Origin of the sequence: Streptomyces sp. NPDC058741 (genome assembly GCF_042746715.1) — a bacterium.
In the GTDB taxonomy this organism is placed as follows: domain Bacteria; phylum Actinomycetota; class Actinomycetes; order Streptomycetales; family Streptomycetaceae; genus Streptomyces.
In genome coordinates, this window is the sequence record NZ_JBHYQH010000016.1 from 87,137 (window position 1) to 110,448 (window position 23,312).

Below are 23,312 nucleotides of genomic sequence, written 5' to 3' on the forward strand. Positions count from 1 at the left end.
CCGCACCCCGGAGACGTCCGCGCGCTGCGCTGGGTCGAGCCCGACGGGTCCGTCCACACGGCCGTCGGCACGGGTCTGTTCGACTTCGGTCACCGTGACGGCGCCGCCGGACAGGCCCTGCTCCAGCACCCGGTGGGCGTCACGGCCCTGCCGGACGGGTCGGTCGCCGTCGCCGACACCTACAACCACGCCCTGCGGCGCTACGACCCGGCCACCGGCGAGGTGACGACCCTGGCGACGGATCTGCGCCGGCCCGGCGACGCGGTGCTCGTGGCCGGCGACATCGTGGTCGTGGAGTCGGCCCGGCACCGGCTGACCCGGCTCAGGCTGTCGGAGGAGGCGGTGCGGGTGCCCGAGGCCGCCCACCGCACGCGGCGCGAGGCCACCGAAGTCGCCCCGGGACGAATGCGGTTGGACGTCGTCTTCCAGGCCCCCGCGGGGCAGAAGCTCGACGACCGCCACGGCACCTCGACCCGTCTGCTCGTCTCGGCCACCCCGCCCGAGTTGCTGCGCGGTGGTGAGGGTGCGGGACGGCCCTGTCCCGCACCCCCGAACCCGACCCGGCCGTGGCGGAGGGTGTGCTGCACGTCTCGGCGATGGCCGCGTCCTGCGACGCCGACCCGGCCGGGGGCACCTCCCGGTCGAGGACCGGGGGAGACCACCCGGCCTGTCACGTCCACCAGCGGGACTGGGGCGTACCGGTTCGGGTCACCGAGGCGGGGGCGGACCGGCCGTCCCTGGTGCTGGCCGGGATGGCCGCCTGAGGGCCGGGCGTCACACCCCGTATCCGCCGTGGTAGCCGTCGCGGCGCTGGCGGGCGGCCGGGTCCTCGACGACGCCCGCCGCCGGGGGCACGACCACGCGCCTGCGCCGGTAGATGCTGCTGAAGACCGTGACGCCAATCAGTCCGACAATCATGAAGATGACTCCGACCAGGTCGAGGTTGACCCCCTGCATGTCCCAGTCGGTCGCGAACGTGAGGATGGCTCCCACGGCGATGAGGATGATGCATCCGCCGAGGCCCATGTGTGTCGCCTCCCTGTACGGTCCGGTCGTTCCGGTCCCGCACACCGGGTACCCCCGAGGCGAACACCCATGCGGTGATGGCGAGTTCTACCTCCGCAGGAACGCCGCCAACGCCCCCGCCAGGAGGAACGGGTCGTCGGCGCCGCAGAGTTCGCGGACGCTGTGCATCGACAGGATGGCCACGCCGATGTCGACCGTCCGGATGCCGTGCCGGGCCGCGGTGATCGGGCCGATCGTGGTGCCGCACGGCATGGAGTTGTTGGACACGAACGACTGGAAGGGCACGCCGGCCGCCTCGCAGGCCGCCGTGAACTCCGCGCGGCCCGACCCGTCCGTGGCGTAGCGGTTGTTGACGTTGACCTTGAGGATGGGGCCGCCGTTGACGCGCGGGTGGTGCGTCGGGTCGTGCCGCTCCGCGTAGTTGGGGTGGACGGCGTGGCCCGTGTCGGAGGACAGGCAGACCGTGCCGGCGAAGGCGCGGGCCCGGTCCTCCAGGGAGCCGCCGCGGGCGTACACCGAGCGCTCCAGCACGGTGCCGAGCAGCGGGCCGTCGGCGCCGGTGTCCGACTGGGAGCCGTTCTCCTCGTGGTCGAAGGCGGCCAGCACCGGGATGGAGGCCGGGTCGGACGCACCGGAGGCGACGGCTGCCAGGGCCGCGGTCCCGGCGTGCACGGACAGCAGGTTGTCCATGCGCGGGCCGGCCAGGAGCTCGTGGTCGCGGCCCAGGTAGGCTGGGGGTTCCACGGAGTGCGTCATCAGGTCCCAGCCGGTGACCTCGCCCGCGGGGATGCCGGCCGTCTCCTCCAGGAAGGCGATGAGGTCGCCGTCGCGCACGTCGTGGCCCAGGCCCCACACGGGCTGCATGTGCCGCTGCTTGTCGAGCTTGAGCCCGTCGGCCGTGACCGAGCGGTCCAGGTGGATGGCGAGCTGCGGGACACGCAGCAGCGGCCGGTCGACGTTCACCAGGCGGGTGGACCCGTCGCGCAGGGTCAGGCGGCCGGCCAGGCCCAGATCGCGGTCCAGCCAGGAGTTGAGCAGCGGCCCGCCGTAGATCTCCACGGCCACCTGGCGCCAGCCGTGCGCCCCGCTGTCGGGGAGCGGCTTGACGCGCAGGTTGGGGGAGTCGGTGTGGGCGCCGACGATCCGGAACGGCGTGTGGGGCGCGGCGCCCTCCGGCACGTACCAGGCGACGATCGCGCCGCCGCGCAGCACGTACGTGCCGCCGCTCGACCCGTCCCAGGCGTCCGTCTCGGCGACCTGCCGGAAGCCGGCCTCCTCCAGCCGCTCGGCGGCGTTCGCCACGGCGTGGTACGGCGACGGGCTGGCCGCCAGGAAGGTCATGAGGTCGTCGGTGTGGCCGCGGTCGAAGCGGGCTGGTTCGCTCATGGGGTTCACCTTAACGACGGACGAGGGCCCGTTCCCGTGGCAGGGGAACAGGCCCTCGGGGAGAGGACGTGAGGAGACTAGAACGCGGCCTCGTCCAGCTCCATCAGGTCCAGCTCGACGCCCTCGGCGACCTTGCGGGCCAGGGTGACGCCCGGCAGGACGTTGGCGGCGAAGAACTTCGCCGCGGCGATCTTGCCGGTGTAGAAGGCCTTGTCCTTGGCGGAGGCCGTCTCCAGCTTCTCGGCGGCGACCGCGGCGCCCTTGAGCAGCAGGTAGCCGACGACGACGTCACCGGAGGCCATCAGCAGGCGGGTGGTGTTCAGCCCGACCTTGTAGATGTTCTTGACGTCCTGCTCGGTGGCGGCGAGGTCGGTGAGCATCAGGCCGACGATCGCCTCCAGCTCCACGGCCGCCTTGGCCAGGTGCTCGCGGGCGCCCGCCAGCTCCTCGCCGCCCGTGCCCAGGGCCAGGAACTTCTTGATGTCCTCGGCGAGGGAGTTCAGGGCGGCGCCCTGGTTGCGGACGATCTTCCGGAAGAAGAAGTCCTGGCCCTGGATCGCCGTGGTGCCCTCGTAGAGGGTGTCGATCTTGGAGTCCCGGATGTACTGCTCGATCGGGTACTCCTGCAGGAAGCCGGAGCCGCCGAAGGTCTGCAGCGACTGGGCGAGCTGCTCGTAGCCCTTCTCGGAGCCGTAGCCCTTGACGATGGGCAGCAGCAGGTCGTTCAGGGCGTGCTCGGTGGAGGCGTCCTCGCCGGCGGCCTCCTTGACCTGGATCGTGTCCTGGACGGAGGCGGTGTACATCACCAGCGCGCGCATGCCCTCCGCGTACGCCTTCTGCGTCATCAGCGAGCGGCGCACGTCCGGGTGGTGCGTGACGGTGACCTTGGGCGCGGTCTTGTCCATGAAGTTGGCCAGGTCCGGGCCCTGGACGCGCTCCTTGGCGTACTCCAGCGCGTTCAGGTAGCCGGTGGACAGCGTGGAGATCGCCTTCGTGCCGACCATCATGCGGGCGAACTCGATGATGAGGAACATCTGGCGGATGCCGTCGTGCTTGTCGCCGATGAGCCAGCCCTTGGCGGGGTGGCGGTCGCCGAAGGTCATCTCGCAGGTGTTGGAGGCCTTCAGGCCCATCTTGTGCTCGACGTTGGTGGCGTAGACGCCGTTGCGCCCGCCCAGCTCGCCGGTCTCGAAGTCGAAGAGGTACTTCGGGACGAGGAAGAGGGACAGGCCCTTGGTGCCGGGGCCGGCGCCCTCGGGGCGGGCCAGCACGTAGTGGAGGATGTTCTCCGACATGTCGTGCTCACCGGAGGTGATGAAGCGCTTCACGCCCTCGATGTGCCAGGAGCCGTCCTCCTGCTGCACGGCCTTGGTGCGGCCGGCGCCCACGTCGGAGCCCGCGTCGGGCTCGGTGAGCACCATCGTGGAGCCCCACTGCTTCTCCACGGCGATCTTGGCAATGTGCTTCTGGACCTCGTTGCCCTCCTCGAAGAGGATGCCGGCGAACGCCGGACCCGAGGAGTACATCCACACGGCCGGGTTGGCGCCCAGGATCAGCTCGGCGTAGGCCCAGATCAGGGAGCGGGGCGAGGTGGTGCCGCCGATCTCCTCCGGCAGACCGAGACGCCAGTACTCGGAGTCCATGAAGGCCTGGTAGCTCTTCTTGAAGGACGCGGGGACCGGTGCGGTGCTGGTCTCCGGGTCGAAGACCGGGGGGTTGCGGTCGGCGTCGAAGAAGGACTCGGCCAGCTCGTTCTCCGAGAGGCGGGTCATCTCCTCCAGGATGCTCTTCGCGGTCTCGACGTCCATCTCCTCGAACGGGCCGGTGCCGTAGACCTTGTCGCGCCCGAGTACTTCGAAGAGGTTGAACTCGATGTCGCGGAGATTCGACTTGTAGTGCCCCATGGCGACGGCTCCCGGCTCCGTAGAGAGATCGGCGAGGCACTGGATCCTCGCGCTAGTTCACGTACCAACAAGTATCTCCGATGATGCTACCCGTCGGTAATAAGAAGCAACCCCGATCCGGTCATCTGTGACGCGTGGCTCATGCCGGCCGGGTGGGGCGTCCCGGACCGGCGTACCGCCGCTTGCGCCCCACCGCTCTCGGTACGCTTGCGCTCATGTACGGCTACGACCAGACAGCGGGCCCGCAAGCGCAGTACGCCCCTCCGCAGCAGCCGATGTCCGGCGGGTACGGGCAGCAGCAGCCCCTGTACCCCGAGCCGTCCCCGCCCTCGCTGACGGACGCGGTGCGGGCCTTCACCACCGGGCAGATGGCCGCCGAGGACTTCCAGCAGGTGTTCGCCACGTCGAAGGTGTACTGCCCGCGCGGCGACAACCCCGGCTTCCTCGCCCTGCACAACACCCAGCAGCCCGTGATCCCGATGTTCAGCACTCTCAAGGAGCTGCGCCGGTACGCGGGCAAGGAGTCCAAGTACTTCGTGATCACCGGCGCGGAGGTCCTGGACCTGCTGCCGACCGGCTACGGCTTCGTCCTGGACATGGAGGGCGAGCACCGCATGGTGTTCGACGCGAAGGCCGTGGAGCAGATGGTCGACTTCGCGATGCGGCGGATGTACGGCTAGGCCGAGGCGCCCGAACCGTGCGAACGAAGGCCGGTACCCCGTGCGGGTGCCGGCCTTCCGCCGTGTCGGGGCCTGCGGTCCGCCGCGCCGTCCACCCGGGGAATGCCCGCGGGGTTTTCCCGGTTCGGGGTAGCAAGAAGTTCAACGCTCAACTAAACTGGGCGTACACAAGGAGGAACCGACATGCCTGCTGTGACCGTCGAGAACCCGTTGACGCTGCCCCGAGTGACCGCTCCCGCCGACGCCGTGGCACGTCCCGTGCTCGCCGTCACGACCGCTCCCAGCGGTTTCGAGGGCGAGGGCTTCCCGGTGCGCCGGGCGTTCGCGGGGATCAACTACCGACACCTGGATCCGTTCATCATGATGGACCAGATGGGTGAGGTGGAGTACGCGCCGGGCGAGCCCAAGGGCACGCCGTGGCACCCCCACCGCGGCTTCGAGACCGTCACCTACATCATCGACGGGATCTTCGACCACCAGGACTCCAACGGTGGCGGCGGCACCATCACCAACGGCGACACCCAGTGGATGACCGCCGGCTCGGGCCTGCTGCACATCGAGGCCCCACCGGAGCACCTCGTGATGTCCGGCGGGCTCTTCCACGGCCTGCAGCTGTGGGTGAACCTCCCGGCCAAGGACAAGATGATGGCCCCGCGCTACCAGGACATCCGCGGCGGCAGCGTCCAGCTGCTGACCACCCCCGACGGCGGCGCGCTGCTGCGGGTCATCGCCGGTGAGCTGGACGGCCACGCCGGTCCCGGCATCACGCACACGCCGATCACGATGATCCACGCGACGGTGGCGCCGGGTGCGGAGGTGACCCTGCCGTGGCGCGAGGACTTCAACGGGCTGGCGTACGTGCTGGCCGGACGCGGCAGCGTCGGTACCGACCGCAGGCCGGTCCACATGGGCCAGACGGCGGTCTTCGGCGCCGGGTCCTCGCTGACCGTCCGCGCGGACGAGGAGCAGGACTCCCGCACGCCGGACCTCGAGGTCGTCCTGCTCGGCGGGCAGCCGATCCGCGAGCCGATGGTGCACTACGGCCCGTTCGTCATGAACACCAAGGACGAGCTCATGCAGGCCTTCGAGGACTTCCAGAAGGGCCGCCTGGGCACGGTCCCGGCCGTGCACGGCATGACGGACAGCGGTCCGCAGGACTGACGCGCGTCACCGCGCCCGCGGGTTCTCCCCGGTGGTGACGTCCATGGTGACGAGGGACGGCAACCGTTGGCGTCCGTCCGCCGGCCGAGGCGGCGCCGGCAGCCGGAGCCGTGGCGGCCGCCCGGCCGGGAGGCGGACCGGCCGGGGGTGACCGCCCGGCCGGGGGCGGACGGGCCGGCCGGGGGTGGACGGGCCGGAGGGGACCGGCGCGGGCTCGGCGGGTGGAGGGGCCGGAGGGGACCGGCGCGGGCTCGGCGGGTGGACGGGTCGGAGGGGACCGGCGCGGGCTCGGCGGGTGGACGGGCCGGAGGCGACCGGCGCGGGCTCGGCGGGTGGACGGGCCGGGGGCGGACGGGCCGGCCGCGGGTGGACGGGCCGGAGGCGACCGGCGCGGGCTCGGCGGGTGGAGAAGTGGAAGGTCTGCCCACCGGTGTGGGAGCCGCCCTGGATGCCGTGGTGGTCGCCCTTGATGACGGTCGTCGTCTGCTCCGCGGCCTTGCCCGACTCACACCCGCCGCCTGACCGACCGCCCGCCGGGTTGGTGGAGCTGTCCAGCCTCGGCCGCTCGCGCGGCGTCGTCCTGGGCAGGGCTCGGTCACGGCGACCAGGAGCCGTCTCCCGAGTCGTTCAGGGACTCGTGGAGCTCGAACCAGATGCTCTTGCCCTCGCCCCTCGGGTCGACGCCCCAGGCGTGTGCGAGCAGTTCGATCAGCACCAGGCCGCGGCCGGAGGACGCCAGCTCCCCGGGTCTGCGCTTGTGCGGCAGGTCGTCGCCCACGTCGGTCACCTCGATCCGCAGCCGCCGCTCGCCCTCCGCCCCGGCGATCTCGGCGACGAGCAGCGCGTCGGAGTCGGTGTGCACGAGGACGTTCGTCAGCATCTCGGACAGCAGCAGCACCGCCGAGTCGACCTGGTCCGGCGAGGCCCAGTCGTGCAGCAGCTCCCGCAACTGCTGCCGGGCCACCGCGACCCGCTCCGGCTCGTCCTGCGCCACCGTCAGCACCGAGCGCCGCACCGGCGCCCGTCCGGTCAGCGTGTCGCCGCAGCCGTACTCCCCGCCGTCCCGGCTCAGCAGCAGCAGCGCGATGTCGTCCTCGCGGCGGTCCACCAGCGGACCCGTGGTGTGGTGCGACGACGGCCCGTGCACCGCCTGCACCAGCGTGTCGGCGAGCTCCTCCAGATCGCCCTTGTGGTCCTCCAGGATCGCGCGCAGCCGCCGCCAGCCGGTGTCCAGGTCGTGGCCGCCGGTCTCGATCAGCCCGTCCGTGCAGATCAGCATGGTCTCGCCGGGCTCCAGGACGACCCGGGTCGTGGGGTAGTCGGCGTCCGGGTCGATGCCCAGCGGCAGCCCGCCCGACGTCGGCCGGGTCAGTACCGTGCCGTCGGCCATCCGGATCGCCGGGTCCGGATGCCCGGCCCGGGCGACGTCCAGCAGCCCCGTCGCCGGATCCACCTCGACGTAGAGGCAGGTCGCGAAGCGCGAGTCGGAGGGGTCCTCGTCGCTGATGCCGTGCAGGAAGCGGGAGGCCCGGGACAGCACGGCGTCGGGGCGGTGGCCCTCCGAGGCGTACGCCCGCAGGGCGATCCGCAGCTGGCCCATCAGGCCCGCCGCCCGTACGTCATGGCCCTGGACGTCCCCGATGACCAGCGCGAACCGACCGCTGGGCAGCGGGATCACGTCGTACCAGTCACCGCCGACCTGCAGTCCGCCCCCGGTGGGGACGTAGCGGGCGGCGACGCTCATGCCCGGGATGCGCTGCGGGCCGAGCCTCGGCAGCATCGTGCGCTGCAGTCCGTCGGTGAGGGCCCGCTCGCTCTCGGCCACGCCCGCCCGCGTCAGGGCCTGCGCCAGCATCCGGGCCACGGTTGTCAGCACCGACCGTTCGTCGGGGGTGAAGGCGACCGGGTAGGTGAAGGCCGCCATCCACGCGCCCATCGTGCGGCCGGCCACGGTCAGCGGCAGGAACGCCCAGGAGCGGCGGCCGAAGCGCTCGGCGAGCGGCCAGGTCAGCGGGTAGCGGGCCTTGTACTGGTCGGGCGAGGAGAGGTACACCGCCCGCCCGGTCCGGGCCACCTCGGCCGCCGGGTAGTCCGTGTCCAGCGGCATGTCCGAGAACGGGCTCTCGGTGCCCCGCTGCTGCCCGTGGTGCCCGATCACCGTCAGGCGATCGCCCTCCACGCCGAACACCGCCAGCCCGTCCGGCGAGAAACCGGGCATCGACAGATTGGCCGTCACCCGCAGGACCTCCTGCGTGGAGCGTGCCTCGGCCAGCGCCCGGCCCGCGTCCAGCAGGAACGCCTCCCGGGAGCGCCGCCAGTCTCCGGTGACCGCGCTGCGCCCGGCGGGGGTGCCCGGTGTGGGCTCGGTGACCTCCTGGAGGGTGCCGATCAGCAGATACGCCTTGCGGGCCCGGTCGAAGGTCGGCTTGGAGCGGCTGCGGACGGCCCGGACGACCCGGCCCTGCTCGTCCATGATCCGGATCCGCACCTCGGCGAGGGTGCCCTCGGCGACGGCCAGCTGGACGACGCCGGTGATCTCGTTCCAGTCGACCGGGTGCAGCCGGGCCCGGGCCTGTGCCTCCGTGAGGCTGACCTGCCGGGCGGGCAGCCCGAGCAGCCGTGCCGCCTCGGCGTCGACCGTGACCAGCCCGGCGGCGGTGTCCCAGTGCCACAGGCCGGTCGCGAGGGCGGCGAGGGCCTCCCCCACGGCGGGCAGGGGTTCGCCAGTGCGCATTGCCCTACTTTAAGAAGAGGCGATCGGACACTGCCACCGAGAGTGGAAAGCGCGCTCGATCGTCAGCTGCGGAGAACTCGGGGGAGTCGATCGTCGCCTGCCCGGTACGCTGGGTCTGCGTTTCACGTGAAACACAGACCCCGATCAGCGAAGACTGGATGAACGACGATGCATCGGTACAGGTCCCACACCTGCGGCGAGCTCCGCTCCTCTGACGTCGGCACCGACGTCCGGCTGAGTGGCTGGCTGCACAATCGGCGCGACCTGGGCGGCATCCTCTTCATCGATCTGCGCGATCACTACGGCATCACGCAGCTCGTGGCCCGTCCCGGCACCCCCGCGTACGAGGCCCTCGACAAGCTCTCCAAGGAGTCGACCGTCCGTGTGGACGGCAAGGTCGTCTCCCGTGGCGCCGAGAACGTCAACCCCGAGCTGCCGACCGGTGAGGTCGAGGTCGAGGTCGGCGAGGTCGAGCTGCTCGGCGCGGCCGCGCCGCTGCCGTTCACGATCAACGCCGAGGACGGTGTCAACGAGGAGCGGCGCCTGGAGTACCGCTTCCTGGACCTGCGCCGCGAGCGCATGCACCGCAACATCATGCTGCGTACGGCGGTCATCTCGGCGATCCGTCACAAGATGACGGCGCTGGGCTTCAACGAGATGGCGACGCCGATCCTGTCCGCGACCTCCCCCGAGGGCGCCCGCGACTTCGTCGTCCCGTCCCGTCTCAACCCGGGCAGGTTCTACGCCCTGCCGCAGGCGCCGCAGCAGTTCAAGCAGCTGCTGATGATCTCGGGCTTCGACCGCTACTTCCAGATCGCGCCCTGCTTCCGCGACGAGGACGCCCGGGCCGACCGCTCGCCGGGCGAGTTCTACCAGCTCGACATCGAGATGAGCTTCGTCGAGCAGGAGGACGTCTTCCAGCCCGTCGAGAAGCTGATGACCGAGCTGTTCGAGGAGTTCGGCAACGGCCGCCACGTCACCTCGCCGTTCCCGAGGATCCCGTTCCGCGAGGCGATGCTGAAGTACGGCTCCGACAAGCCGGACCTGCGTGCCCGGCTGGAGCTCGTCGACATCACCGACATCTTCGAGGCCTCCGAGTTCAAGGCCTTCGCCGGCAAGCACGTCCGCGCCCTGCCGGTGCCGGACGTCTCCGCGCAGCCCCGCAAGTTCTTCGACCAGCTCGGCGACTTCGCCGTCTCGCAGGGCGCCAAGGGCCTGGCCTGGGTCCGTGTCACCGAGGACGGCTCGCTGACCGGCCCGATCGCGAAGTTCCTCACCGAGGAGAACGTCGCCGAGCTGACCAAGCGCCTGTCGCTGGCCGCCGGTCACGCCGTCTTCTTCGGCGCGGGCGAGTTCGACGAGGTCTCCACGATCATGGGCGCGGTCCGCGTGGAGGCCGCCAAGCGCGCCGGGCACTTCGAGGAGGGCGTGTTCCGGTTCTGCTGGATCGTCGACTTCCCGATGTACGAGAAGGACGAGGACACCGGTGCGATCGACTTCTCGCACAACCCGTTCTCCATGCCGCAGGGCGGTCTGGAGGCCCTGGAGACCCAGGACCCGCTGGACATCCTCGGCTGGCAGTACGACATCGTCTGCAACGGCGTCGAGCTGTCCTCGGGCGCGATCCGGAACCACGAGCCGGAGATCATGCTCAAGGCCTTCGAGATCGCCGGGTACGACCGCGAGACCGTCGAGGAGAAGTTCGCCGGCATGCTGCGCGCGTTCCGCTTCGGCGCCCCGCCGCACGGCGGCATCGCCCCGGGCGTGGACCGCATCGTCATGCTCCTCGCCGACGAGCCCAACATCCGCGAGACCATCGCCTTCCCGCTCAACGGCAACGCCCAGGACCTGATGATGGGCGCGCCGACGGAGCTGGAGGAGGCACGGCTGAAGGAACTGCACCTGTCGGTGCGCAAGCCGCAGCCGAAGTAGCACGCACAGGCGAACGAAGCGCCCGGGACCTCGTGGGGCCCGGGCGCTTTCTCGCAGCCGGAACCGGGCCGTGTGCGGAACGCACTAAGCACGGCGCATGAGGTCGTTCTCGGGTGCCAGTAACCAGCGGAAGTGATCGACCAACGGGTTCACCAGCTTGGGGTCCCGCATCAGTACTCCGAGTTCGATGTTGTCGGACAAGGCACGGTCGGTGAGATTGGCACTTCCCAGGAACGCCGTGTGCCGGTCTGCCGCCATCAACTTGGCGTGCAGTACTCCACCTGCCCCCGCGCGGTGCCAGACATGGACCTCGTGCGGCAGTGCGGCGAAAGCGTCCGCTGCTTGTGTGGACTCCTCGAGCAGAAGGTCCACGTGGACACCCCTCTTGACCGCTCGCCCTATCTCTCGTACGACGTCTCGAGCACCGTACGCGGCGAAGCTGGCGATCAGCAGTGACGTGGTTGCGGATCGGATCACCTCCACGGCGACACCACTCGTCAGCCGCGCCGGTACGGAGGCACCGAGGGGTCCGCTGACCACGACCTGGGCCGGTTCCGGGCGTGGCAGTGACCGGGCCGTGGCCAGGGCCAATGCCAGTCCGGCTCCGGTCAGACCGGGTGCCTCGGCCCGCCAGGTACGGACGATGTCCCTGAGTTGACGCGCCAGGCCGGCGGCTGCCTCGTCTGCGACGAAGCGGCCGACCCGGGCGTCGTCCGGTCCCGTGGCCGCTTGCAGGGTGCGCTCCAGAGCAACACACCGGTCCTCGGTCAGACGTTCGCAGAGGGCGGCGAGAAGAGCAGGCAGGCGAGTGGCGGAAGCACCGCTGCGAGCGGCCGGGACACCTTCCCGGCGTGGGGACGTTCCGCTCGGCCGGTCCTGGCCGGGTATCGGGTCCGGACGACTCATTGCCTGAATGCGCATGTGTCGTCCGCCAGTGTCTCCACCAGCAGTGCCCGGTCCAGGTAGTGGTTGCCTCGCTCGCAGGACGTCTCCGCCGCGAACAGGCAGGCGTGACACGCCGCCCCGTGCAACCGGGCATGGATGCGCGGATCGTGCTCGGCGCACATGGGGTCGGAGCTGCACAGCCTCGCTTCCTCAAACGCCTGGGTGATGGCCGGACCGAGGCGGTCACGACGTCCGAGCGAGACCAGCCCGCCCAGAGTTCCCTCGCTGTCGGGGGCAGCGGTGTAGAGGAGAATGCCTGACATGGGGTCGGGACCGGAACGGGCATAGATCCGCTCCGCTATGCCCGAGGCGCCGTAGCCGCAGTCCAGGGCGAACTGGCGGATGAGTACGTGGGCCAGGGTGTGCAGGAGCACGTATCTGATCCCCGGCCAGCGCGGTTGCACGCCGCGGGCCAGGCACCAGTCGTGGTGCGCGTCCTTGAGGATCTTCTCCCGGGCGAGCACTGCCTCACGCTGCTCCCATTCGGCGAGCGGCCGTTCCTTGAGCGCCAGGAAAACGCCCTCACCCCGCAGCTCGGCGCAGGGAACCCACGTTGCGTCGTTCCGGCTCAGGGGTGCTCCGGAGCGGGTGCGCAACTCTTCGTCGGGCAGCCATTCGGGAGCCTCGATGCGGGTGAAACCGGTGAGTGCCGACACCTCGCGCAGCCGGTGCACCAGGACCACGCTGTCCAGCCACTCGGCCGTCCCGTCGGGCACACGCTGTTCCCGTACCGTGGTGAAGTCGGGCAGAGCGTGATCGCGTGGATGGGTGAAGGCCCGCCACTCGGGTGTGATGAGGTCGAACTCCTCGTCCTCTTCTGCCGGTTCTCTCGTGACTGCCTGGGCTTCCCTGGTGATGGCCGTCCACACCGCGTCCGCCCCGTACTGTTCCAGCTCGGGCCAGCATGCCTGGGTGGGCAGCAACATCTTCGCGGCCTCCGCCGGGACAGCGGCCAGGGGGGACAGCAGCTTCCAGTGCTCCTTGACCGCCTGGGTGAGCGGCTCCTCGGCGCGCGGAATGCTGAACACCTTCAGCTGGGAGGCGAACCAGCTGTTGGTGGCGCCCAGCACCATGGTCCGTGCGAACTCGCGGCAGCGGCCCTGGGCGAAGGTGCCCAGGTGCGGATGGTGGCCGCGGCAGGCCGGAAGGTTGCTCTCCCCGGCCTGACCGATGGCGTCGGCCATCGAGCGGACCGCCCCGCACGTGCAACGCACGAAGACGTTGGCGGCTTCACCGGTGGTGCCCGACTCGGTCAGGCTGAGAGTCGGGTTGTCGCAGGCAGCGCCGCCCTTGTGGACGAAGTAGACCCAGGGGAAGTCGTCCATGTGCCCGTCTTTGCAGGCGACCAGGAAGCGGGCGGGCAGCGCCGTCGGCTGGCCTTTGCCCGGACCGCCGCAGTTGGTGTGGACGTACTTGGTCTTCTCCGGTCGGTAGAGGTTGGGCCGTAGCTGGAAGAGGCCGCTCGAAGCCGGTGCCAGCTGGTTGCACCGCTCGCGGGAGCAGCGCAGCCACCGGGGGAACAGGGCGACCGGCACGCCTGTCCTGGTCCAGTCGCCGTAGGGGTCGGCCGGATTCTCCGGCAGGTGGGGCGGGGTGCGCAGGGCGGTGACCGAGCCGCCGAGGCGGCGACGTACGGCGGCCAGGAGCCGGTCTTCGATCAGAACGCGGGCGCGAACCGGGTCCCAGTCGTCGAGCCCCAGCACCATGGTGGAGAGGTTGGGCAGGTCGGTGACCGCTCCGATGCCGTAGGTGTGCAGGAGCTGACTGGGCCGGAGTTCGCCCACGCGCAGGGCTTGGGTGGTGGGGCTGCTCATGTCCTCTCCCAGGGGTCCTCGTCACCGTCGGCCGCGCCGGCGTGGTCGTCGTCCTGAACCCGCGGTGCGTAGGGCGGTTCCTCGTCGGGCTCCGGTCCCGTCCCGCCTGTGAAGATCAGCCGGATCGGTGGTTCCACCTCGCGCAGTGAGGTGGGACAGGTCATGAGCCGCCACGGTCCGCTGTCCGGCTCCAGCAGGAGCGGGGCGACGTCGCCCTGCCGCTTGGCCGCCCGGTAGCCGAGGACGGCGCCGGGGGCGCGGCGTTTCTGCTCCCAGTAGTCGAGGCGGGCGTCGAGCCTGGTCCGCACCTCGTTGACGACGTGCTGGTCAGCCAGCACATCCCGAGCGCGCAGCTCCAGGGAGCGCACGGCATGACTGACGACCTCACCGCGGCGGTCCACCCACTGGGCGCCGCGGTTGGGGTTGTAGTCCGGCTTCAGATTGCGGACGAGGGAGGCAAGGACACCGGTCAGTCCCCGGTCCACGGCACGGTCGGCGAACGGCGTCACGGAGAGGGCCTCGACGTGCTGGTAGATGCTGGCGTGGAAGGACTCGAACGTCTCGTAGTGCGAAAGGTCGCGCGGGCGCGCCCAGTTGAGAACGGTGAAGACGAGACCGGGTGCGCGGCGGCCGACGCGGCTCGTGGCCTGGATGTACTCGGCGGTCGACTTGGGCTGGTTGTTGACGACCATGACGCCGAGCCGGGAGACGTCGACTCCTACGGCGATCATGTTGGTGGCGAGCAGGACGTCGATGGGCCGGGGTGATCCCTTGGGCCTGCGGCCGAACGTGAGGTCGAGCTTGGCCAGGATGTCGGGGATGGCCTCGGAGGCCATACGGCTGGTCAACTCGGCGGGTTCTCCGATGCGGCGTGCGGCGAGTCCCCGGCGGTCGGCCCGCAGCAGCCTCGCCGAAACGTCGTCCTCCACGAGCCGCCGCATGCCGCCGAGGTCACGCAGGCTGTTGAAGTAGCCGACCAGCGTCATGTAGGGGTCGGTCAGCTCGCTGGGACCGTAGGTTTCGTACAGGTGCTGGGCGGCGGCGAGCTGGGCGACGAACACCCGAATCGCCACGGACTTGGTGCGCACACCCTGGGCGCAGATGCCCACGTAGCGGCGGCCGGGCGTCTCGGCGGTGGCGCGGCGCCGGGCGAAGAACGTGTCGTCGGTGTCGAGGCCCGACGGCGGAAAGACGGCCGTGCGGCGGGCGAAGAGATCGTGGATCTGCCGGTCCGCGCGACGCACGGTGGCGGTGGAGGCGATGACCTTCGGCCGCACGCTGCGGCCCGGTTCGGGCTCCCAGGTGGACAGCAGGTCCACGGCTGTCTCGTAGAGCCCGGTGAGGGAGCCGAGCGGGCCGGAGATGAGATGCAGCTCGTCCTGGACGATCAGGTCCGGCGGACGGACACGCCGCGCGTCCACGGTGGAAGCGGCCGGATGGCCGTTGCCCGCCGGGTGGCTGGAGGACTCCCAGTCGTTGTCGACGGCGGACGGCGTGACGTACCCGTGGCGTGTGCACCGGCGGGAGACCTGGCCGAACAGGGCCTGCGTCTCGCCTCGCCAGGGCAGTTGGGCGAACTTGTCGACCGTGGCGATGACGAGGCTCGGGGGGAGACGGTAGATCTCCTCGTCGACGACGAGGATCGGCAGTCCCCGCTCCTCGGCCGGCCATCCGAAGGCAGCGGCGCCGAAGGGGCATTCGTAGGCGTCGGGGCAGGTGATGAGCGTCCGGCGCAGAGTGCGCTCCACGGTGATGTCGCGGCCCGCCTCCATCTTCGAGCCGCACCAGGGGCAACTGGTGAGCTGGTGGGGTGACCCCGTGCGCCCGAAGCCGCTGAAGCCCTTGTCCTTCTTGCGCTCCTTGACCCAGTCGTCCGCCTGTTCGGTGGTGTTGGGGGTGACCCTGCCACCGACCCACAGCCCGATGCGGAACGGGTTGTCGCCCCAGCGGGCGGGCTCCTCGCGCCGGATGACCTCGCAGGCGCAGATCAGTGCGGCCGCGCGCTGGAACTGCTGGATGGTGAGCAGACGCAGCGTGTACCGCATGATCACGGCCACGCCGTGCTCGGCGTCGAGCCCGCCGAGGTGCGGCTTGCGCCTGCGGATGGCCAGGGTGAACGCGGTCAGACCCAGGTAGGCCTCGGTCTTGCCGCCACCGGTGGGGAACCACAGCAGGTCGGCCAGCGCCCCGCGGTCGTCGGCGCGCTCCGGGTGGGCGGGGTCCGCGAGCGAGGGGAGGTTGAGCAGCAGGAACGCCAGCTGGAAGGGACGCCAGCTGCGGTTCTCCGGCAGGTCGACGGCCTGGACCGCTTCCTCCAGCGACAGCGTGGGAGTACGGCGCCGGTCCCCGGCCGCGATGGTGTGCACCCGCTGGTGCCACATGGCGCGGTTGGCGAACCGGAAGGAGTCGAGGGCGTCGGGGTCGTCCCGCAGTACGTCGATGCCGGCCTGGATGCGATCGGCGGCCACACCGGCGAGCCGGAGGTTCTCCAGCGCCTCGGCCCGGTAGGCGTCGAGGCCGACGGCCGGATCGTCGACGGACCGCCGCTGACGCTCGATCCACGCCCGGTACCCGTCGACGAGCGGCTGCAGCGCGGCCAGCAGGGGAGGTGCCTCCAGCCGGCTCAGCTCGCGCATGTCGAGCACGAGGTCCGCCAGTTCGGGCAGGTCCGCGTCCCGCGGGTCGCGGCGGGGGTCGGGGACGTCGGTGAAGGGGATCTCGTACGACGGGGTGGCTGTCGTGGACAGGCGCACGGCGCGCCGGGGGTCCGCCGGGTCGGTGTCCGCGTGCACACCGGTGCCGTGGCCGACGGCGAATTCGGGATGGAAGCGGTAGGTCATGGCGAGCGAGCGGCGCTCGTCGTGGTCGTCACCGGGCAGTTCGACGGCCCGGCGCGGCAGGAACGGCGCGGTCCCGGGCGGGCCGCTCACGGTCATCGAGGCCTGGAACATCCAGTGGGTGCACCCCGACTTGTTCTCCTGCCCGTTGACCAGGAACAGCGAGACCAGCCAGGAACCCTCGTGCAGCCGTGCCCGGCCGCGCACCACGACGTGGGGGAAGTCCCGGGGGTGCACCGGCTGGGCCGCGAGCCGGCCCTCCGCCAGCTTCACGGTGACGGTGCCCGAACAGGGCACCCGGCGCCACACCCGCCGGTGGTTCCCCTCGATCTCCGACTCGGCGCGTTCGTACCGTGCCCAGGAGCAGTCGACCTTCAGCTCCTGGGTGTCGCGTGCCACTCGCAGGGTCAGTCCCAGCGTCGACGGGTGCAGGCTGGGCATGGACGGCGCGGACGGGTCCGGGTCACCGGCCTCGGGCTCCTGCTCGGGGGCCATGCCCGGCTCCTCGAGCGTCTCGGGCTCGACGACCTTGCCGACCGTCCGCAGGTCGGGGCTGTCCTCGTCACGGACACCGCCGGGTGCCAGCCGCCCCATGATGTAGTGATCCAGGGGGTTGCCCTCCGACAGCTCCTCCGGCTCGTCGCCGGTTGGGCCCAGGAGGTCGCGCACGACCAGCTCGGCGAGCTTGTCACGCAGTTGTCTCTGCGTGGGCGCGGACAGCACCGGTGCGGCGGAGTCGGAGGTCGGCTCGGGGTCAGGGCCGGCGAGAGGCTGCTGGGTCACGGGCTCAGAGTAGGCCGGTGTACTGACATCGTGAACGGACTTCCCGAACGGCAACCGATCACCAGGTCGGCGGCCCGTTGTTCTCGGGCCGGCCGGTGGACCCGGTGCGGCCTGATTTCGATCAAGGTTGTTGGCCGCCGGTGTGACCTTCGTTACCGTGCGTCGCGCGAAGGGTACGCAGGCGCATGGGAATCATGCGCACGCCGCGCGTTCGGTGCCGGGGGTGAGCGGGGGCAGATGGCGGACAGCACGACGGGTGGTATCCCGCACCAGCAGCCGAACGACCTGTTGAAGCGCCTGTTCGCCCCGAGGACCGCTGTGTCGAGCGGTCCTGTGCCGCCGCCCGCCTGGTTACAGGGAGCGCAGGGTTTCGGCGACAACGGTCATCGCGGTGCCTTCGGCGAGGAGTTCATCCGCATGCTGGCCACGGCGGCCAACCTCGACGTGACGCGCAAAGAGCGTGACCGGGTCGGCGTCGACTGGCAGCTGGGGTACGCGGGACGCAGGGGAACCCGTAGGTATCCGGCCATTGAGGCACAGGTCAAGTGCACGTCGTCCCCGGACCTCCACGACGACCACATCCGCTACCCGCTCAAGGTGAAGAACTACAACCAGCTGGCCGGCAACGACTACGAGATGCCCCGCTTCCTGTTCCTCGTCCTGGCACCGGCCGACCCCTTCGCCTGGTCGCACGCCACCGAGGAGCGGCTGCGCCTGAGTCATGCCGCGTACTGGCTGTGCCTGCACGACCAGAAGCCCATCGCCCTCGGCAACACCTCGGGCTCGAGTACGCGCACGGTCTACATCCCGCGTGCCAACCTGCTGACCGTCGACTCCTTGCACGACCTGTTCGCCGAGGACTACCGGGAGCTGGTGGGGGTGTGATGACGGTGATCACCGACGGGGAGTTCGAACAGGCCAAGACGCTCAAGCCCGAGGTCGTCCGGCGCTATCTGAGCGAGAAGGGCTGGAGCGCGGAGCGGGACCTGTCGGGTGCCGAGCTGTGGGAGTGGAAGCCGCGCGACGAGCCGGGCCCTCCGTACGAACTACTCGTGCCGGTGCGGGAACGTCGGGACTACGCCGGCCGCGTCGCCGACATCCTGGAGACGCTGGCCGTGGTGGAGGCGAGGCCGGCAGGTGAGATTCTGCGTGAGATGCGGCTGCCGCCGGTGGACTGGCAGTTCCTCCGGCTGGTCCCGCCCGGCCCTTCGGGCACGGCACCTCTCGTCGACCTCGTGGCGGCGCTCACCGGTTTGAAAGACCTGCACACGGCGGCGGCGTCCTCGGCGCTCGGCCCCCGGGCCGTGCAGCCCGCGCAGAAGCCGCAGTCGGTGAAGGACCACGTGGCAGCGGTACGGCTGGATCAGACCCGCGTCGGCAGTTACGTCGTCGCCGCTCATGTCCCCCTGCCGGAGGGGCACTACGGCAGGCAGGACCGCAGTGGCCAGGGGTCTCTCTTCGACGAGACCGAGCTGACCCGGCAGAGGGCGCTGGCCGCGCAGCGGCCCGAGCCGTTCGCCCGCAAGGTCTCCCGGATGCTGTACGCGGGCGTCGCCTGCGCGCACCAGGCCGCCGAACTGACCCTGAACGAGGACTCCGTGCCGCACGTGGAGCACATGGCGAGCGCCGGTCTGTCCGCGAACCTGTGCGAGGCGCTGGTGAAGATGGCGGGCGAGGAGCGCCGCAGTTTCTCCCTGTCCTTCGCGTGGTCGTCGGAACGCCCGGTGGAGCAGCCCTCCCCGCCGGTGTCGATCAGCCGGCGTCACACGATGGCGCTTGAGGCCGTGGCGCAGGACCTGCGGGAGCGGCTGGGCCGGGAGGAGGGCGCGGTCCTGCACGGGGTGGTGAAGAAACTGCACCGGGACGTGCACCCGCGCGAGGCCACGATCTTCGGTTCGTTCCTCCACGACGAGGACCGGCGTCAGCGCAGCGTCCGCGTGGAGCTGCGTGCCGAGGACATCGACCGGGCCGCGGATGCCTGGCGGGACGGCTGGGAGGTCACGGTGACGGGAAACGTGGAGCCGCGGGGCACGGGAGTGCGGATGCGGGGGGTGACGGGCTTCGTGGCGCGGCCGGAGTAGCCCTGCGCGGCAGGAGGGCCTACTCCCGCTCACGGCCCAACCGCGTCCTGCCCTCATGACCCAGGCCAGAGCGCTCGGCCGGGCGCCTGATCAGGGTTGAAGCGGCAGGGACGACTGCTCCGCCGCCGGGCCGAGGTACGTGTACTCGGTCGACCGGGCGATGCCCACCGCATCGAGGCGCTGACGGAAACGGACCCGGAAGTGCACGTTGTCCCCGAGGCCCGGACGCATGCGGAGCAGTGCCTCCGGCTCCTCGAAGTGGACGTCGTAAGCCTGGGCGTTCCTGGCCGTGCCCGTCTTGACCTTCACCCAGCCGCTCTCGCGGAGCTCGGTGATGCGGCCCGAGATGATGATCTCCTGGTCACGGGGCCTCGTCTCACGCAGCCGCTCGACATAGCGCCTGCCGCGCCCGTCTGCGCTCACGCCAGCTGTCGCCGGGCACAGTCGCTCAGTGCTGTCCGCCGGTGCAGCTGCCATAGAGCGGCAGGTTCTGGGTGGAGATCGTCCAGTCGGCGATGGTGATGTCCTCGCCGTAGACGAAGTCCTTGCGGGTGGCGTAGCGGGGGCCGTCGGGGGTGGTGTGGATGTCGGTGAGGACGGCGCCCTCGCCCGTGCGGGGGTCGAAGACCGCGTAGACGGGGATGCCCATCAGGGGATAGTCGCGCATCTTTGCGACCCAGTCGTTGTCCGGGTTGGAGCGGGATACGACCTCGATGGCGGCGATGAGAGTGCGGGGATCGAAGGAGCCCTGGACATCCATGTCCTCCATGGTGATCACCATGATGTCAGGTCGGCGCATGAGGCCCTGGGACTCGTCCTCGACATCCGGTTCGCCTGTGTGAGCCACGATCTCCTCCGGCATCACCCTTTCCAAGCGCCTCCGGAGGTGCACAGTGGTCAGCTCATGCGGGCCGACGGGCGCCATCATGTCGTGGACGATCCCTTCCTGGGTGATCTCGAACTTGCCGGGCAGGGTGTCGTCCGCGGACTGAACGAAGTCCCGCATGGCCCGGTAGCGGTGGGAGGCGCCCTGCCGCGCGTTGCCCGGTGCGATGGTCATAGCGCTCGCTCCTCGTCGTCCGTGCCCAGGGGAAAGGATCGTCGCTTTCATGCTAGGCGGCTTCCGGGAGGCCGGTTCGGCAGTCGCGGCAGCAGCCGGGGGTCGGAGCGCGGAAGGCGCGGTCGCAGCCGTCGCAGGTCTGGAGGGGGTGACGGGGCTCGGGGGCCGGTGAGGCCGGGGGCCTGAACGGCGGCGGGGGCGGGAGCTGGGCGGTCAGGCGGTGGGCGAGGAGGGCGGCGGGGCGGATCAGGGGCTCGTTCGGCAGGTTCTCGGTCAGGGCGTGGCGTACGGCAGTGGGGGTGAGGTCGCGCTCCAGCCAGGCGGCGACGCCGGGGGCGAGGTGTTCGGCGTCGGTGGCGGAGAGGAGCAGGCGGGGGTCGTGGCGGCGCAGCCCGGCGAGCACGTCGACGGCGGTCTGGAGGAGGGCGGGGGCGGGGTACGACGGCTGGGGGACGGCGGGGAGGCGCTTGCGTGGCGCGGGCTCGTCGGGGGTCGTGCGCCGGGCGGCGGACCTGCGGGCGGGTGCCTCCCGGGCGGCGGTTCGATGGCCGGGCCTGTTGCAGGAGACGGTGCGGGTGACGATCCGGCCGGTGGGGGTGCGCTCGCGGCTGCGGCGCAGGTAGCCGTGGGTTTCCAGTTCCCGCAGGGCGGCGGCGATGCGGGTGGGGCCCTCGGGGAAGCGGGCGGCGAGGGTCTTGATGTCGACGGCGGTGCCCGGCCGCACCGACTGGATGTAGCAGGCCAGCCCGATGGCGAGCAGGGACAGCTCGCGGTGCTGGGCCAGGTCGTTGCCGATCACCGTGAAGTTCTCGGTGTGGCGGACGTGGTCGTGGACGACGCCGGCGGCGCGGTGCCCGGCGGGGTGGTTCTTGCCCCGGATACGGGACTGGGCGCGCGAGGGCGCGCTAGGGTTCTCGGTGTCCATCAGGAAGGGCCTAACTTCCTCGGTGGTCAGGCCCTCGCAGGGATCGCTAGTCCCGGCGGGGGCCGTCCCATGCCTGGGGTTGTGGTGTGCTGCTGGCGCTGAGCGTAAGGCAGGCAACCGGTCCCGAATCCAGCTCACTTGGGCATATTCACTCGCGGGAGTGAGCCTGCCGGGCGGGAGGGAGGGGTGGGGCTTGGTGGGGTTCTTTCTCCTCAGTGGGTGGTTCATAGGGAGCGCGGGTCCGGCCGGAGCGTGGACTGTCATGCTCCGGTGACGGCGGTGCGGCGAAGGTGAGTTCGGCCCAGACCGTCTTGCGGGGCGGCAGGCCGGGGACGACTCCCCAGCGGTCGGCGAGGGTCGCTACGAGGGTCAGGCCGCGGCCGGATTCCTCGATCGGACCGGCGGGCCGGCGCTGCGGAAGCCGGTCACCGCGGGTGTCCGTCACCTCGACGCGGAGCGTCTGGCCGACGACGTAGAGCAGGAGCTCGAAGTTCCGGCCGGGGACGCGGCCGTGGGTCGCGGCGTTGTTGGCCAGTTCGGCCACGATGAGCTGCGCCGGGTCCAAGGGCAGGCCCCATGTCCGCAGTTGTTCCGTGGCGAGCAGGCGGGCGAGGCGGGCGCCTCGGGGTGTGGGGGACAGCAGCACGCTGAAGTTGCGGACGGGACCGTCGGGTTGGGGGAGTTTCCGATTCACGTCACTCAGCGTGGCCGGATGTGGCTACCGTGAGGAGTGACGTCGCGGTTGCGTACGGTGACTGTCCAGTGCTTGTCCGGTGGTGTCCGGGCTTGTCAGGGCGGGGCGTACGGGTACGGCGCGGCTGGGACGAGACGGTACGACGGAGGGGCGCGCATGTCGGTGGACGGCGAGGTTCGGCAGCTGAGGACGGAGGCTGACGAGCCGGGGTGGGAGGTGGACCCGGACGACGAGTGGGGCGTGGCCGTCGTGGCCACCGTTGGGCGGCAGGTGAAGCTGCGGCGCGAGGCCGTGGGGATGCGCGCCGGCGACTTCGGGAAGTCCGTCGGATACGGCGAGGACCTCGTCTACAAGATCGAGAGCGGGAAGCGGATTCCCCGGCCCGAGTTTCTGGACAGGGCGGACGAGGTGTTGGGGGCGGGTGGGTTGCTCTCGGCGATGAAGGAGGATGTGGCGAAGGTTCGGTATCCGAAGAAGGTGCGGGATCTGGCGCAGATGGAGGCGCGGGCGGTCGAGATCGGGGTGTACGAGAACAGCAACATCGCGGGTCTGTTGCAGACCGAGGAGCACATGCGGGCGCTGTTTGGCGCGTGGCTTCCCGCCTACTCCGACGAGGAGACAGCGCGCATGGTGGCCGCGCGCATGGCTCGCCGTTCGATCTTCGAGCGTTCACCCGCGCCGACGCTCAGCTTTGTCCAGGAAGAGGTGACGCTCCGGCGACCGGTCGGCGGCAGAATGGTGTGGCGTCGACAGCTCGAACGCTTGCTTGAGCTGGCAGAGTTGAGGAACGTGTCGATCCAGGTGATGCCGACAGACGTGGACGAACACTTCGGCACCGGCGGAATCATCGAAGTGCTGAAGTTCCCGGACGCTGCGGCCGTAGGGCGCTCTGAGGGAGCGTTCAACGGCCGCCCGGTGACCGATCCGAAGCAGATCCGCATCCTTGACCTGCGCTATAGCATGATCCGGGCCCAGGCGCTCACGCCCCGAGAGTCGCGGGCGTTCATCGAGCAGATGCTTGGAGAGACATGAGCGGCTACCCCACCTCCGGCGACGGCTCCGCGCTGGCGTGGTTCAAGAGCAGTTACAGCAGCAGCGGCGACGGCAACTCCTGTGTCGAGGTCGCCACCACCCCCGGCACCATCCACATCCGCGACTCCAAGTACCGGGACGCCAGCCGCCGCCTCACCCTCGCGCCGGAGGCGTGGGCGAATTTTGTGGCGTACGCGTCCAGGAGCTGACTCGCAACCGGCGCGTCCCGTGCCTGCTGTCGCTTGGCGCGTTACACGCGTGTTGCTCTGAACACTTTCCATGGCGAAGTGCTCACATCGGAGACGTAACGGCCCCAGT

18 protein-coding genes and 1 pseudogene are annotated in these 23,312 nt (G+C 70.6%); 8 read left to right on the top strand and 11 right to left on the bottom strand.

Annotated features, from left to right (window positions below; translation table 11 throughout):
- Nucleotides 1-12: 12 nt before the first annotated feature.
- Nucleotides 13-764, top strand: a pseudogene (locus ACFW6P_RS15785) (alkyl hydroperoxide reductase); the annotation flags it as partial.
- 10 nt (nucleotides 765-774) lie between these two features.
- Here the strand turns inward: ACFW6P_RS15785 and ACFW6P_RS15790 are convergent.
- The 3 genes from ACFW6P_RS15790 to ACFW6P_RS15800 all read right to left on the bottom strand — a co-directional run bounded on the left by ACFW6P_RS15790 (nucleotide 775) and on the right by ACFW6P_RS15800 (nucleotide 4,316).
- A complete protein-coding gene (locus ACFW6P_RS15790; RefSeq protein WP_386357041.1) occupies nucleotides 775-1,026 on the bottom strand; it encodes a DUF6458 family protein in 252 nt (83 codons plus the stop codon).
- An 87-nt stretch (nucleotides 1,027-1,113) separates the two neighbouring features.
- Entirely contained in the window at nucleotides 1,114-2,412 is a 1,299-nt protein-coding gene (locus ACFW6P_RS15795) for a M18 family aminopeptidase (protein ID WP_386357038.1), read from the bottom strand.
- 77 nt (nucleotides 2,413-2,489) lie between these two features.
- Nucleotides 2,490-4,316 (bottom strand): acyl-CoA dehydrogenase, encoded by a 1,827-nt coding sequence (locus ACFW6P_RS15800; RefSeq protein WP_386423920.1) that lies wholly within the window; start codon nucleotides 4,314-4,316, stop codon nucleotides 2,490-2,492.
- A 215-nt stretch (nucleotides 4,317-4,531) separates the two neighbouring features.
- Between ACFW6P_RS15800 and ACFW6P_RS15805 the strand changes: the two genes are divergently transcribed.
- Nucleotides 4,532-4,996: an SseB family protein gene (locus ACFW6P_RS15805; protein WP_386357032.1), complete on the top strand. Its 465-nt coding sequence runs from the start codon at nucleotides 4,532-4,534 to the stop codon at nucleotides 4,994-4,996.
- A gap of 183 nt (nucleotides 4,997-5,179) precedes the next feature.
- Nucleotides 5,180-6,157, top strand: a complete 978-nt coding sequence (locus ACFW6P_RS15810; RefSeq protein WP_386357029.1) for a pirin family protein — start codon at nucleotides 5,180-5,182, stop codon at nucleotides 6,155-6,157.
- A gap of 595 nt (nucleotides 6,158-6,752) precedes the next feature.
- Here the strand turns inward: ACFW6P_RS15810 and ACFW6P_RS15815 are convergent.
- The gene (locus ACFW6P_RS15815; protein ID WP_386423922.1) at nucleotides 6,753-8,891 is read right to left on the bottom strand and encodes a SpoIIE family protein phosphatase; all 2,139 of its coding nucleotides are present in this window, start codon (nucleotides 8,889-8,891) and stop codon (nucleotides 6,753-6,755) included.
- A 168-nt stretch (nucleotides 8,892-9,059) separates the two neighbouring features.
- On the opposite strand from ACFW6P_RS15815, the gene aspS reads away from it, so the two are divergent.
- The gene (gene aspS, locus ACFW6P_RS15820) at nucleotides 9,060-10,823 is read left to right on the top strand and encodes an aspartate--tRNA ligase (protein ID WP_386357023.1); all 1,764 of its coding nucleotides are present in this window, start codon (nucleotides 9,060-9,062) and stop codon (nucleotides 10,821-10,823) included.
- 84 nt (nucleotides 10,824-10,907) lie between these two features.
- Here the strand turns inward: aspS and drmC are convergent, their stop codons facing one another.
- The 3 genes from drmC to drmA are packed head-to-tail and all read right to left on the bottom strand — an operon-like array spanning nucleotide 10,908 to nucleotide 17,202.
- Complete coding sequence (drmC, locus tag ACFW6P_RS15825; protein WP_386423924.1) at nucleotides 10,908-11,744, bottom strand: DISARM system phospholipase D-like protein DrmC; 837 nt, start codon at nucleotides 11,742-11,744, stop codon at nucleotides 10,908-10,910.
- The gene (gene drmB, locus ACFW6P_RS15830) at nucleotides 11,726-13,582 is read right to left on the bottom strand and encodes a DrmB family protein (RefSeq protein WP_386423926.1); all 1,857 of its coding nucleotides are present in this window, start codon (nucleotides 13,580-13,582) and stop codon (nucleotides 11,726-11,728) included. The genes drmC and drmB overlap by 19 nt, the downstream gene beginning before the upstream one ends.
- A complete protein-coding gene (drmA, locus tag ACFW6P_RS15835) occupies nucleotides 13,579-17,202 on the bottom strand; it encodes a DISARM system helicase DrmA (protein WP_386423928.1) in 3,624 nt (1,207 codons plus the stop codon). The genes drmB and drmA overlap by 4 nt, the downstream gene beginning before the upstream one ends.
- A gap of 237 nt (nucleotides 17,203-17,439) precedes the next feature.
- Between drmA and ACFW6P_RS15840 the strand changes: the two genes are divergently transcribed.
- The gene (locus ACFW6P_RS15840; protein ID WP_386423930.1) at nucleotides 17,440-18,087 is read left to right on the top strand and encodes a DUF4365 domain-containing protein; all 648 of its coding nucleotides are present in this window, start codon (nucleotides 17,440-17,442) and stop codon (nucleotides 18,085-18,087) included.
- Nucleotides 18,087-19,283: a hypothetical protein gene (locus ACFW6P_RS15845; protein ID WP_386423932.1), complete on the top strand. Its 1,197-nt coding sequence runs from the start codon at nucleotides 18,087-18,089 to the stop codon at nucleotides 19,281-19,283. Before ACFW6P_RS15840 ends, ACFW6P_RS15845 begins: the two co-directional genes overlap by 1 nt.
- 90 nt (nucleotides 19,284-19,373) lie before the next feature.
- Here the strand turns inward: ACFW6P_RS15845 and ACFW6P_RS15850 are convergent, their stop codons facing one another.
- The 4 genes from ACFW6P_RS15850 to ACFW6P_RS15865 form a co-directional block, all read right to left on the bottom strand.
- On the bottom strand, nucleotides 19,374-19,706 hold the full coding sequence (locus ACFW6P_RS15850; protein ID WP_386423934.1) for a hypothetical protein: 333 nt from the start codon (nucleotides 19,704-19,706) through the stop codon (nucleotides 19,374-19,376).
- A gap of 25 nt (nucleotides 19,707-19,731) precedes the next feature.
- Entirely contained in the window at nucleotides 19,732-20,343 is a 612-nt protein-coding gene (locus ACFW6P_RS15855; RefSeq protein WP_386423936.1) for a Uma2 family endonuclease, read from the bottom strand.
- Nucleotides 20,344-20,395: 52 nt separating this feature from the next.
- Nucleotides 20,396-21,268, bottom strand: coding sequence for a helix-turn-helix domain-containing protein (locus ACFW6P_RS15860; protein WP_386423938.1), 873 nt, complete (start codon nucleotides 21,266-21,268; stop codon nucleotides 20,396-20,398).
- Nucleotides 21,269-21,416: 148 nt separating this feature from the next.
- Complete coding sequence (locus ACFW6P_RS15865) at nucleotides 21,417-21,962, bottom strand: ATP-binding protein (RefSeq protein ID WP_386423940.1); 546 nt, start codon at nucleotides 21,960-21,962, stop codon at nucleotides 21,417-21,419.
- Nucleotides 21,963-22,118: 156 nt separating this feature from the next.
- On the opposite strand from ACFW6P_RS15865, the gene ACFW6P_RS15870 reads away from it, so the two are divergent.
- Both ACFW6P_RS15870 and ACFW6P_RS15875 read left to right on the top strand, forming a co-directional pair.
- Nucleotides 22,119-22,994: a helix-turn-helix domain-containing protein gene (locus tag ACFW6P_RS15870; protein ID WP_386423942.1), complete on the top strand. Its 876-nt coding sequence runs from the start codon at nucleotides 22,119-22,121 to the stop codon at nucleotides 22,992-22,994.
- On the top strand, nucleotides 22,991-23,203 hold the full coding sequence (locus tag ACFW6P_RS15875; protein ID WP_386423944.1) for a DUF397 domain-containing protein: 213 nt from the start codon (nucleotides 22,991-22,993) through the stop codon (nucleotides 23,201-23,203). Before ACFW6P_RS15870 ends, ACFW6P_RS15875 begins: the two co-directional genes overlap by 4 nt.
- Nucleotides 23,204-23,312 lie beyond the last annotated feature (109 nt).